Source organism: Chitinophaga barathri (genome assembly GCF_003807585.1).
Lineage (GTDB): Bacteria > Bacteroidota > Bacteroidia > Chitinophagales > Chitinophagaceae > Chitinophaga > Chitinophaga barathri.
This window is the reverse complement of sequence record NZ_RMBX01000004.1, coordinates 62,775-76,078: the sequence shown is the minus strand read 5'-3', so window position 1 is coordinate 76,078 and position 13,304 is coordinate 62,775. Positions and strand designations below refer to the sequence as shown.

At 53.4% G+C, this 13,304-nt stretch carries 8 protein-coding genes; 4 read left to right on the top strand and 4 right to left on the bottom strand.

Annotated elements, in window-relative coordinates; all coding sequences use genetic code 11:
* Positions 1–133: 133 nt before the first annotated feature.
* Positions 134–1,591: a phytoene desaturase family protein gene (locus EG028_RS08655; RefSeq protein WP_120516298.1), complete on the bottom strand. Its 1,458-nt coding sequence runs from the start codon at positions 1,589–1,591 to the stop codon at positions 134–136.
* A 486-nt stretch (positions 1,592–2,077) separates the two neighbouring features.
* Here EG028_RS08655 and EG028_RS08650 point away from each other — a divergent pair, with 486 nt between their 5' ends.
* Positions 2,078–3,592, top strand: coding sequence for a PQQ-dependent sugar dehydrogenase (locus EG028_RS08650; protein ID WP_120516300.1), 1,515 nt, complete (start codon positions 2,078–2,080; stop codon positions 3,590–3,592).
* 5 nt (positions 3,593–3,597) lie between these two features.
* On the opposite strand, the gene EG028_RS08645 is transcribed toward EG028_RS08650, so the two are convergent.
* Complete coding sequence (locus tag EG028_RS08645) at positions 3,598–4,536, bottom strand: YihY/virulence factor BrkB family protein (RefSeq protein WP_120516301.1); 939 nt, start codon at positions 4,534–4,536, stop codon at positions 3,598–3,600.
* Between the two features lie 117 nt (positions 4,537–4,653).
* Entirely contained in the window at positions 4,654–5,424 is a 771-nt protein-coding gene (locus tag EG028_RS08640) for an alpha/beta fold hydrolase (RefSeq protein ID WP_120516375.1), read from the bottom strand.
* A 299-nt stretch (positions 5,425–5,723) separates the two neighbouring features.
* Here EG028_RS08640 and EG028_RS08635 point away from each other — a divergent pair, with 299 nt between their 5' ends.
* The 3 genes from EG028_RS08635 (at position 5,724) to EG028_RS08625 (ending at position 11,970) form a co-directional block, all read left to right on the top strand.
* On the top strand, positions 5,724–9,050 hold the full coding sequence (locus tag EG028_RS08635) for a histidine kinase dimerization/phosphoacceptor domain -containing protein (RefSeq protein WP_120516302.1): 3,327 nt from the start codon (positions 5,724–5,726) through the stop codon (positions 9,048–9,050).
* Positions 9,043–10,971, top strand: a complete 1,929-nt coding sequence (locus tag EG028_RS08630; protein WP_120516303.1) for a sigma 54-interacting response regulator — start codon at positions 9,043–9,045, stop codon at positions 10,969–10,971. The genes EG028_RS08635 and EG028_RS08630 overlap by 8 nt, the downstream gene beginning before the upstream one ends.
* 81 nt (positions 10,972–11,052) lie before the next feature.
* Positions 11,053–11,970, top strand: a complete 918-nt coding sequence (locus EG028_RS08625; RefSeq protein WP_120516304.1) for an NAD(P)/FAD-dependent oxidoreductase — start codon at positions 11,053–11,055, stop codon at positions 11,968–11,970.
* A 114-nt stretch (positions 11,971–12,084) separates the two neighbouring features.
* On the opposite strand, the gene EG028_RS08620 is transcribed toward EG028_RS08625, so the two are convergent.
* Positions 12,085–13,293, bottom strand: a complete 1,209-nt coding sequence (locus EG028_RS08620; protein ID WP_120516305.1) for a multidrug effflux MFS transporter — start codon at positions 13,291–13,293, stop codon at positions 12,085–12,087.
* Positions 13,294–13,304 lie beyond the last annotated feature (11 nt).

Here is a 13,304-nt window from a genome sequence, read left to right as displayed (position 1 = left end):
TGCACTGGAATACTTTCTCACAAACTTAACTTTCAGTACGACGATCAATTAAAGTTTTATACAACAAAGACGGCTGGCTTGACCATAAGTTGCATCCACTTGACAAATGGTAATGACCGGGGAGGAATGGCCGTTAAAGGGTAGCACCGGCAAGAGGGGGTAATTTCACGTTAAAAATGTCCGATAACGCACACTTTGCGGCATAAAAACCGCACATTCCGTGCACGCCGCCGCCGGGTGGAGTGGAAGAAGAACAGATGTAAATGCCTTTGGCGGAAGTACGGTAGGGAGAGCGGCGCAGGGCCGGGCGGGCGAACAGCTGGCGGACGTCTATAATGCCACCGTTGATATCCCCGCCGATATAATTCGGGTTGTAATTTTCCAGTTCTTCCGTGTTAAAAGTATGCCTTGCCAGGATCGTATTCCTGAAGCCCGGGGCAAATCTCTCCACCTGGCCTTCGATGGCGGCCGTCATGTCTTTTTTTGAGCCGTTGGGCACATGGCAATAGGCCCAGGCAGTATGTTTGCCTTCCGGCGCGCGCGAAGGGTCCATGAGGCTTTGTTGTGCAAGCAGCACAAAAGGCCGGTCCGGGTGATGGCCGGCGGCTGTTTGCCGCTCCGCCTGTGTGATCTCCCCGATCGTATTGCCGATGTGTACCGTGCCCGCTTCCCGGCAGGCCGCGGCGGTGAAGGGAATGGGCGCGGACAAAGCCCAGTCAATTTTAAACACGCCCATGCCATAGCGGTATTTCTCCAGCTGCCATTTGTAGAAGGAAGAAAAGCGGTGCCCGGCGATCTCCAACAGCTGTTTGGGCGTTACGTCCAACAGCAGGGCCCGGTGCGAAGGCAATTGTTCCAGGCGGCTGATGTGCGTATCCGTTACGATCCGGCCACCGAGAGATGTGAAGTACCCGGCCAGCGCATTTGCGATCTGCTGCGAGCCGCCTTGCGGCACAGGCCAGCCCTGGAGGTGCCCGGTAATGGAAAGCACGAGGGCAATTGCAGCGGTGGCGGTATTCTCCAACGGCTGTATGGCGTGAGCGCCCATGCCTGCGAGCAGGCCCCTGGCAAAGGGATCTTTGAAACGCCGTACCAGGGTGGTGAGGGGTTGTAATGCCTTCAGCCCGAACTGCGCCATTTTCAAAGGATGCGAAGGAAAGTGCAAGGGGCCTAAAACGTCATTTACGATTAAAGGCCAATATTCCAAAAGCGGTTCTATCAGAGAGCGGTAAGCTGCTGCATCTTTGCCCAGGGAATCGAGCGTAACGGCCAGATTTTTGCTGAGTACGGCTGCATGGCCGCCTTCGAAAGGATGCGCGGCGGCAAGGGAAGGATACAGGAATTGCAGGCCATGATCCGCCAGCGGCAGGGTTTTAAAGAACGGCGAGCCGGCGGCCAACGGATGGACAGCGGAACAGATGTCGTGCAGGAAACCGGGAAGCGTAAGCTCAGCGCTGCGCAGTCCGCCGCCGATGGTGGATTTGCCTTCGACCAGCAATACTTTCAGGCCCTGCTGCTGAATGGTAATAGCCGCTGCAAGGCCGTTCGGCCCTGAGCCTACCACTACCGCATCATATTCCGGGTTTTGCATATTATAAATATACGTTAATCTGTTTTGCTGTACCAGGAAGCAACGTATAACCCCTAAACGTTAGAAAAAAGCCATTTTCCCCTGTTCTAAGTCCAAGGTAAGTCCGGGGTAAGTCCAAGTAAAGTCCAGGGTAAGTCCGGGTATGCCCCGGGAATTACCCGGGTTCCCTCTATTTCCCACCTGCTCACGCTTTCTTTCCCCTCCCTCTTCTCCCCATCGCTTCCCCCTATATTCCACCTTTCCCCTAGCGCCTCCCAATTGCCATCTTCTCTTTCCGCCAACCCTTCGCTATTGGCCTGTGATTTTCTTTTCTCCCCTTCCTGTCTTTGTTTTTTCCCACGCGCCCTGCCAACTAAACCATGCGCACAAAAAACACCTCCCCACATACAACTTCACAGAAATATCACTATTTTTCGGTAACGTACCCGAAAACCGGGTAACCACATCAAATATACCGCTTCTTTTACCTGAAAATAATTTCACTGTATGAAAACATCATGGCCCATTTTGCTCCTGCTCCTATGCCTCACCGCGGGAAGCGCCTGCCGCCAGGGTACACACACCTCCTTTAGCCAGCCGCCCGAAAGTGCGCTGGTACTGGACTCTACCACACTGGGCGTGAGCACCGTCATACAGGACCTCAACGTCCCCTGGGAAATATACTGGGGCCCCGATGACCGCATCTGGTTCACCGAACAAAGCGGCACTATCAGCGCAGTAATGCCCGAAACAGGCGAGCGTAAAGTGATGCTTGTCATCCCCGAAGTATACCGCCAGCGTTCCCTCGGCCTGCTGGGCATGGCGCTTCACCCCACCGAACCTTACGTATTCGTCGATTATACCCATCTCAAAAAAAATTCCACCATCGTATCAAAACTGGTACGGTATACCCGCACCAAAGACACTTTAAAAGACCCGCTGCTGCTGCTGGAATTCCCCGGCAATACAGGGCACAACGGCTCCCGCGTCACCATCGCGCCGGATGGGAAAGTAATGCTCGCTACCGGCGATGCCGCCCGTTATCCTAATGCACCCGATACCGCTTCGCTGAACGGGAAAATATTACGCATGAATACGGACGGCTCCGTGCCCGCGGACAATCCTTATCCCGGGAAACTCCTGTGGAGCCGCGGCCACCGCAATATCCAGGGTCTTGCATTTACATCAAACGGGCATTTTTTTGCATCGGAACATGGCGACGCTACAGACGATGAACTGAACCTGATCCGTCAAACAGGCTACTACGCCTGGCCGCATATAGAAGGATATGCGGACCGGCCGAAAGAAAAAGCCTATGCGGACACCTTCGCGTTTATACCCCCGGTTTTTTCCTGGACGCCCACCATCGCGCCAGCAGGCATCGATCACTACCTGTCCGGTAAGATACCTGAATGGAGGAACTCCCTCCTGATGGTCACCCTCAAAAACGCCAGCCTGCGCGTGATCCGGCTGAACGAAACACAGGATTCCGTATTAGGCGAAACCGTTTATCTCAGCGGCATTTTCGGCCGCCTCCGCGATCTGTGCGTATCGCCCTCCGGCGATATTTACCTCGCCACCAGCAACCGCGACTGGAACCCCGGCAAGGGTTTCCCGAAAGAACATGACGATAAGATCATCCGGCTCTCCCCTATCCCGTCGGCAGGTAACTTGCCCGTATTGCCCCAATCGGCCAACCTGAACACTGCCTCGCTCGCCAAAGGCGCAATGCTGTACGCCAGCTATTGTGAAGCCTGCCACAAGCCGGACGGCAGGGGCATTAAGGGCTCCTTCCCCAAACTGGATAAAAGCCCGGTGGTAACCGGCGATGCGGCTGCATTGTTACAGCTCATATTAAAAGGAAGTAAAAAGAACACCGGCGAGCAGATGCCGGGGTTTGCATTTATGCCTGATGAAGACATTGCTTCGGTGGTGAGTTATATCCGTGGCGCATGGTACAACCAGGCGGACAGCGTCTCCGCAACAGACGTACAAAAGGAAAGGAAAAAAGCAGGGCAGTAAAAAGTTTATGTTTCATCATCCTCCGGCTCCACATCGGTGAGCTGGTATTTGATGGCGTAGTGCAGCGGCTGGATGGGTTTATCATTCGCATTGGCCCATACATTGGCGAAGGACGCGCCGTAATAAAATATCAATGCCACATAAAACACAAACAATAACAGCAGCACAATGGACGCGGAAGTGCCGTAGATGCTGTTGATATTACTATAGGTAAGCAGCCAGCGCAGGATCAGTTTGCCGATATTAAACAATATGCTGGTCACCAGCGCCCCGGTGAACAATATCTTCCAGCGCGGGCGCCCGTCCGGCAGCAGGAAAAATACCAGGGCAAACCACAGCGTGACCGTCACAACGGAGATGCCATAACGCAGCACACCATTGTAATACATCTCGATGCCGGGCGCATACAACGTTACATATTTCCCGATAAAACCCTGCGCGGAATCCGCCACGATGCCCAATACAAACAATACGCCCGTGCACAGGATGAGCGCCACGCCGCGCAGGCGGCTCAGCATAATGTGCCTGAAATTGCCCGCGGCAATAGGCCTTATCCGCCACAGCTGGTTCACGGAGCTGGTCATCACCTTCAGCAACGTTGTGGCTACAAATAAAAGGAATACAAAACCCGAAATGGCGATCAGCCAGTTTTGCGCGATGCCCCTGAACGCTTTCAGGGTTTCGATCACTTCGTGGGTCACTTCCGGGCCGATGATCTCTATCAGCTGATCAAATAACTGGCGGGAAATAACGCGCGGTTCAAAAAGCAGGCGAAGGGCCTGGAGAAGGATAACAAGGATAGCCGGCAAAGCGAACGTCGTAAAAAATGCCGTGGCGCCCGCCATACGCAGCGGGTCGTTTGCCTGCAATTCCGTAAAGGCGTCTTTAAAAGACCATAAAAAGACCTGCCAACGCTTGAGATGCTTCCCTTTCCTGGTTACCATATGCTCCTTGCCCGGCAAATACCAGGCCCGGCCAAAATTAGCTGAAAAAAACCGGAAGATGAATACCCGTGCGGATGATGTTATTAATCACAACTGACGCACTGTCAATGAGATAACCTATACATGCCTGCCCAGCCACTGCGCAATAAAATTCGCATCTTCGATCCACGAGGGCTGGCCCAGCACAAAATGATTCCTGTTTTCAAACAGCTTATAATCCGTTACGGATGGATACCCTGCGTATTTTTTAAAGTTGGAATAGTTGAGTGAAGCGGGCAAGATATGGTCGGTACTACCGGCCAGGAACAGCAGCGGGGCATGCGGCCTTTTGTAATCCACTTTCGCCACGCTGGTGAGCCCGTCCCGCAGCGCACGTTTGGACTCGGGGATCGCAAATTTTTCATACCCGGCCTTTTGCTCCGCCAGCGGCATACCATTGGCGAAAGCATATTGCCATTGCGGGAAACTCATCATAAAAGATTCGGAAGCGGAAGTAAAAAAACCCAGCGGCCCCCAGGTAGAGCGGAGAAAGGACCATTTAAAAGATATCACGCCGGCGGGTGGCACCGAATGAATGGCCACGCCCGCCACCGCCAGGTCTTTCTGCAAAAGCAGTTGCACCAGCAGCCCACCCAGCGAATGCCCGATCAATATTGGTTTTTCGGGCAGTTGGGTGATAAAGTCGGTAAAATAATTCACCAGGTCTGCCAGCCTTATGGACGCAACGGCCGCATCCGGCTGCCTGCTGCGCAGCACCAGTGCGGGTGCATCTTTGTGCGGCCAGGGCGGGGCGATACAATGATATCCCTTTTGTTCAAAAAAGGCCCGCCAGGGATCCCAGCAATGGCTGCTGACGAATGCCCCCGTCAGGAATACGATCGTTTTCATGTTGCTGCTTTCGCTGTTCAATTCCAAACAGGTGCCATTCCTGTAATTACCTAGATGCCAGTCATTTAAAGGGGGTTCTTTCCCTGGTAGCAACGATATGCCGTTGCGGCAACTATCCGCGCAACGAAATAAAGTAGTAGATTTACAACCGGCAGATCATTTTGATCCCCGGCCCCATCATCACCAGCAATCCGGTTCTGTTGACATTGAAGCACTTCACGCGGGTGTGTGTACGCGGCAAGCGGTTTGCCCGGTAAATGGCCCGCTTTATGCCCGTTTAAAAACCAAAATCACCCTATATGTGGCGCGCCTGGCTGATCACAGTACTCTTTATCCTGTCTTTCCTCACCGCCTCCTCCCAGGGGCCTGCGGAAATGCGAAAAAAACTGGCGCTGACCGCTGAAGACAGTACGCGTATCCAGTTGCTGGAAGAACTGGCCCGCCATTATCTCTATCTGCCTGATGAAAACCCGCGGGACCTGGACAGCGCAGCGTATTTTATCACTGCTGCCGAGGCACTCAGTATCAGGCTGGGCCGCACAGAAGATGCGCTCCGATGCCGCGCGATAACCGGCAATCTTTACCTGGAGAGAGGAGACGTACGCCGCGCCATTCAATTGATACCGGGCCTTCCTCCTTCCAGCCAGGTGGTACTGCTGATCAATACTGCTTTTCATTATGTATACAAGCCGGGAGAATTCGGCTACGACCTGGACAGTGCAATACTGTATGGCAGGCAGGCTATGGCCATCGCCAAAAAGAACGGGTTCCGGGAGGATTATGAAGACGCCAGCAACATTGTTACCAGAGCCTATTTTGAAGGCGGCACCCTGACCGGCGCCAACGCCCATCTCCAGGTACTGGAAGGCGCTGCCAAAGCACATGCCCTGCACACGCTCGGTTATGTTTATTATACAAGGCCCGGAGCGGAACAAACGGATCTGGATTCCGCCTTTCATTATACACGGCAGGCTATCATTGTGGCCAGGCAGCTGAACCTAAAGGAACCGCTCGAAAAAAATCTTTACATGCTGGCCTGCATTCATTGCAAAGCCAAACAATTTACAGAAGCCAGCCTGCTGCTGCCGGAGATCAGCGGCGACTGGAAAGCGGAGATACTCAACAAACTGAGCGGTTATTATCTTCAGCAGGGCTGGCCGGACAGCGCATACCGTTCCACTATGGAAGCTTTGGTTATTTACCAGGCCCAACAGCATAAAGAAGGCATAGAGGCCTGCACCCGCATCCTGAAAGCGCTGGACATGAAAAAGGAATATACCGACAAACAGGTACGCGGATTGCCGGGTATGGAGAGATATCAGAAACTAATGGCGCTGGGCCGCGAATACCTGAGCGATTTCCCCGCATACGACCTGGGACGGTTGCAGGTCGCAAGTGTATATTTCGCCGAAGCGGCAGCTATAGCGGAGTACCTCCCGCAGGATTCGTGCCGGCACGCCGCCCGGCTGGAAATGGGACGTGCTGCTTTGATGATGGGCAATCTGGCCGAAGGGCTCGCCATCTTCGGGAAGGTGATCACCGATCTTCGGAACAGGAATGACAACCATGGCCAGGCGCTCGCCTGGTACTCCATTGGCAACACCGTACGCCGCCAGCGCGTGAACCTGGGCACTATTGCCAACGCCTACCTGCAAAGCGCCAAGCTGGCCATTCTTTCAAAAGATAAAATACTCGAGATAAATGCCACACTGTACCACGCGTATTACCTGATGGATGACGGCCGGCCTGAGCCGGCGGAAAAAATACTGCTGGACTTACAACAAAAATACCCCGACCCGGAAAACCCTATTGCTTTCAGATTGCACAATTACCTGAGCATCATTTACCGGAGCCGTGGCAGCCTGAACATGGCGCTGGAACATTCGCTCAAAAGCATCCGCTTGCAGGAAGGCGGCAAAAACCCCGAAAACATCCACTCGCTCTATGAAAAAGTCGGTGACATTTATGCCAACCTGGGCCAGCCTGCCAAAAGTATTGTATGGTACCAGCATGCGTTGGATGCCGTGGATCATCATCCGCCAGCGGACTTTGACTATATCATCCAGAGCAAACTGGCGCAGGAAATGGTTAAAAACGGGAAGGCAAAAGAAGCACTGGCGCTCCTATTGCAGATGTTCAGGCAATTCCCGCCGCAAACCTTTTATTCAAAGGCCAGCATGCACAATGCCCTTGCTATATGCTACAACACCTTGGGCCGGTATGATCTTGCCGAAAAATATTTTCTCGAAAATGCTTCTAATGCCGAAAGGATAAGGATGTCCGATAAAGTATATACTGAAATGCATTACAACATCGGGAAATTTTATCTCGAAAGAGGCGAATTCATGCGGGCGGATTATCATCTGAAAAAATCGCTGCGGTATACGGCGGACATTGCTTCCGTAGCTTCCGCCAAAGACGTGCACTTGCTGCTCTTCCGCTCAGATTCCGCCCGCGGGGACCTGCTTTCTGCCATTCAGCATTACCAGCAATACAAATCCTTCAACGATTCTATCTTCAACAGCCTTACCAGCCGCCAGATACATGAACTGCAGATCCAGTACGAAACGGAAAAAAAGGACCAGGACCTGGTGCTGAAAGAAAAAGACATCCTGCTGAAGGAACAGGACATCCTGCTGCTCACCCGCCAGGGCATCCTGGACAAATCACAACTGGAGCAGGCATTGCTGAAACGCAAACAGATAGAGACAGAAGCCGACCGGAAGGACCAGGAGCTGAAACTGAACATTCAACTGCTGGCCAAACAAAAAGAACTCCAGGAAAGCCAGGAACGGATGCTGGCCCAGGAAAAAATACACCGCAAAGCGACATACGGCGGCGTCGGCCTGCTGCTCGTGATCCTGGGGCTGCTGTATTACAGCTACCAGATGAAAAGACGCAGCAATAAAAGACTGGAAGCAAAGCAAAAAGAGATCAACCAGCAGAACGTATCGCTGCAACATCTTGTAAGCGAAAAGGAATGGCTGCTGAAAGAGATCCACCACCGCGTGAAAAACAACCTGCAAATCGTGATGAGCCTGCTGAACAGCCAGAGCGCCTACCTGCAGGACGCCGCCCTCGGTGCGATACGGGACAGCCAGCACCGCGTGCAGGCCATCTCCCTCATTCATAAAAAACTGTACCAGACAGATGACGTGGCGATGATAGACATGCCGCAATACATCCACGAACTGGCGGAATATCTCATGGATTGTTTCGACACTTCGCAGAACATCCGCTTCGACCTCCAGGTGGCCAATATCAAAATGGACGTATCGCGTGCCGTGCCCCTGGGCCTCATCCTGAACGAGGCTATTACCAACAGCATCAAATACGCCTTCCCGCAAAAAAGGGACGGCGCCATCAGCGTAAAACTCGAAAGACAAGCGGGTGGATGCGCAGTGCTCACTATTGCGGACGATGGCGTGGGGCTACCTCCCGATTTCGATCACCTGAAAAGCAGCTCGCTTGGCATGAGCCTCATGCAGGGCCTCAGCGAAGACCTCGGCGGGCATTTCAGCCTTCACGGCAGGCAGGGCACGCATATTTCAGTCGCCTTTGATTATGAAGACGATCCTAATCCTCTTTTAACTTTTTCAACACCAGAAAATCTCCAGTATGAATGACAAAGTACTGATCGTGGAAGATCAGTTCGTAGAAGCTCACGACCTCCGGCTGATGCTTGAAAAAGCCGGTTATACAGTATGCGGAATTGCCCGCTCCGTACCACAGGCGGTGGAACTGATCGAAAAGGAAAAACCCGGCCTCGTACTGCTGGACATATTCCTCAAGGGAAAACATACCGGTATAGACCTCGCCCGGCAGCTGCGTGAAGAACATATCGCGTTCGTATACCTGAGCGCAAACTCCAGCCAGGACGTACTGGCAGCCGCAAAAGCCACCCAGCCCTATGGCTTCCTGGTAAAACCCTTCCGTGAAAAAGACCTGCTCGTCACGCTGGAGATAGCCCGTTACCGGCACGAAAACAGCCTGGAATCGAGCCTGCGGAAAGAATCCATGCTGTACAAACGGCTGGACATGATCAGGGAAAGCCTCGTAAGCCGCGACCAGAAGCTACTGCAAACCGCCATTGCATTGCAGGCCTTTATTCCTTTCGAATATTTTTCCGCGGTCATGCGCCTCAAAGACGGCACCACCATACATGGCAAAGATTTCCTGCGGATCGGTTTTGATGAATACCAGCAGATCGGCCTGCGCGAACTGGCAACGATCACGGGCTTACAGGAACCTGTGCTCAACCTGCTCCACGCCGGCATGGAAAAAACTGTCAATGCGGTATTTTACAATGAAGAGCATTTCGGCCGGCTGGCGAAAACACCGGGCCTGCACAGGCTCGTGGCTGAAAGTTTTAAGATGGCGAGCCATATGGTATATCCCGTGCCGCTCAGCAACGGCGATCATTTTTATTTTCATTTTTATTCCCGCCGCCCCGACGCGTACAATGCGGGCCATATCGCTTTATTCGACCGGCTTGCTCCCGCGCTCACGCAGGTAGTGGAGCATCTTACCCACTTCCCATCCGCCGATCCCGCCGTGATCACTCCTTTACGGCCCGCCGCCCATTCCCCCGGCTTTGGAGACATCATCGGCAGCAGCCATCTTTTATTAAATGTATTCGACAATATCACACAGGTAGCGCCGCTGGACACCTCCATCCTCATCCTTGGCGAAAGCGGCACCGGCAAGGAAAGGATCGCGGATTGCATCCACCAGCTGTCTCCCAGGAAACACAAACCGCTCATCAAAGTGAACTGCGCCGCACTTCCCGCCACACTGATCGAATCGGAATTGTTCGGTCATGAAAAAGGCGCATTCACCGGCGCTTCAGACAGGCGTATCGGGAAGTTCGAACAGGCTCATGAGGGCACTGTATTCCTGGACGAGATCGGCGAAATGCCGGTAGAGCTACAGGCGAAATTGTTACGCGTGCTGCAGGAAAAAGAAGTGGAGCGCATCGGCAGCCGTGCGCCCATCCGCATCAATATCCGCATCATTGCGGCCACCAACCGGAACCTGGAAAAAGAAGTAGCCGAAGGCCGCTTCCGGCTTGATCTGTATTACCGGCTTAATGTATTTCCCATCACCATTCCGCCGTTGCGGGAAAGAAAAGAAGACATCCCGGCGCTCGTCTCCCACTTCCTGCAATACTTCAACCGCAAAACCGGCAAACGCATCACAGGCCTTTCAGACAAAGCGCTCCGTATCATGATGGAATACAACTGGCCGGGCAATATCAGGGAACTGGAACACCTGGTAGAACGGAGCATCCTGCTGGCGCGCGGCAATGTTATTGAAGAAGTCGCCATTCCTTCGTTGCAACGCAAAGGTGCAGGCGCGGAACCCACGGGCGAAGAACGTATTAAAACCATTCATGAAAACGAGCGGGACCATATAGTATCCGTACTCAAAAAATGCAACGGGCGCATCTGGGGCATGGGCGGAGCGGCGGAACTGCTGAATGTGCCGCCTACCACGCTTAATTCGAAGATGAAAAAACTGGGGATCAGGAAAGAACACATATCCTGATCTTAGGCAATCCGGGAAAAGTGCAACTCTTCCCTTTATCTGCACAAGATATCAGAAGTCTCATCGGCCTACCTTTACCCGATGAATACAGCATATGAAGTAGCCATCATCGGCGGCTCATCCGCAGGACTGGCGGCAGCCCTTACGCTGGGCCGTTTTGCCAGGCGTACGATCGTATTTGATAATGGCGCGCCGCGCAACAAACCCGCCGCGCACGCGCACAACTTCTTCACCCGCGATGGCGAACCACCCGCGGAACTCCTGCGCATCGCCAGGGAACAGCTGAAACCATACCCTTCCGTGGAACTGCATTCAATTACCGTTGCTTCCGCCGAAAAAAACAACGGCGGTTTCCTGCTTACTACCGCTACCGGCGAGCATATACAGGTTAAAAAGATCATCATCACCACCGGTGTAAAAGACGTATTGCCTCCTGTAACAGGCATGCAGCAGCTTTGGGGCGAAGCTGTGTTCCACTGCCCGTACTGCCACGGCTGGGAAGTGAAAGGCGAACCTGTGGCGATCATTGCAAACGGCGATGCCGCATGGCATTTCGCGCAGATCGTATCGCGGCTCAACAAGAACATTACCTTCCTGACCAACGGCCCTTCTATCCTCAGCATAGAACAAACAGAAAAGTTACAACGCAAAGGATTCTCCATCATAGAAACCCCGCTGGCATCTATACAGAAAGAAAACAACGGCATCCGCATTTCTTTTGCAGACGGCACTTCCATTCAGAAAACGGCGGCGTATTACCGTGGGGAAGCACTGGAATTCAGGAATGAAATCGCAAAACAATTAGGCTGCCAGTTGGGCGAGACGGGCGCTGTCATCATCAACCCGATGCATGAAACCACCGTGCCCGGCGTATTTGCAGCGGGAGATGTGAGCCATGAAAGACTGCACCAGGTATCCGTAGCCGCGGCGGGTGGACATACCGCGGCTGGTTCGTGCAACGGCCAGCTGTGCGCGGAGGAGTTTGAAGCGGAGGATTAGGTGTTTTTCCCGATGGCGCTTGCCGTACGTTCCGGTCGCCACTGCGCCCAGCCCATTAACACACACCAGTTGAGGATAGATGTCAGGACGCCGTAATCTTCCTGTGAAACGGGCTCAGGCCGCTTCAGCAGGTTTCACGCGGCCGATAGCCCTCCGGCATACCAGCAATACGCCCAATGCAATAACAGCCGCCGCCGTCATCACCAAAGCTAGCGGCAAAGCGCTGTTCGTTTCATCGAGGCTTACGAACACCGAAGCCAGTGCCCCGACGCCCATCTGCAAAGCACCCAGCAGAGAAGAAGCGCTGCCCGCGTTCCTTTCAAACGGCGCCAGCGCCAGCGCGGCAGTGTTAGGGTTTACAAAACCAAGGCAGCACAGCAGTACAAACAATAACACCAGCGTAGCCCAAAGGCCCAGCCAGCCGTTCATAGCACCCAACACAAAAAACAAACCCACCACAGACTGGACTGCCAGCGCCACCGGCAATATCTGTACGCTGGTGAACTTCCTCAGCAACAAGGTATTCACCTGGCTGGAACCGATAAAACCTACAGACAGAGCAGCAAATATCCACCCGTACGTTTTATCGTTCACATGATACACATCCATAAATACCTTGGGAGAAGCGGATACATAAGCGAACAAAGCCGAGAAAGCAATAGCCCCGGTGAGTGTATACGTGTAAAACTGCGGCTCCATGGCCACCTTCCAGAAATTACGGATGATAGGGCCGGGCTTTAGCGAAAGTGAAGTATCCGGTTTAAAACTGTTGGGCAGCCAGAAGATGGTTGCCAGCAACATCAGTATACCCATTACCGTGAGAATGATAAACACCGCGTGCCAGCCAACGGAGCTGGTCACATAACCGCCCACCGTAGGAGCGATCATCGGCGATGCGCCCACTACCAGCATCAGCAGGGAAAACACTTTCGCGTTCTCACTCACCGGGAACAGGTCGCGCACCATAGCCATGGAAGCTACTGTAGCAGCGCAACTGCCGATGGCCTGGAAAAAACGCAGCACGATAAAATGATCGATATTCTGTGTCACCACACAGCCGATGGAAGCCAGGATGTACAGCAGCAGGCCAAGGTAAAGCGGCTTTTTACGGCCGTATTTGTCCAGCAGCGGGCCGTATAGCAGCTGGCCCGCTGAGATGCCGATAAAATAACTGGATAAAGTGAGGCCTACGCTGGATACATCCGTATGGAGATCTTCAGCAATGGCGCGGAAGCCGGGCAGATACATGTCTATCGTAAAAGGGCCGAGGGCAGTAAGGCTTCCGAGTATGAGGATCAGGAAAAAGTAGGTCGAACGTTTCAAAGCCGGTCAGA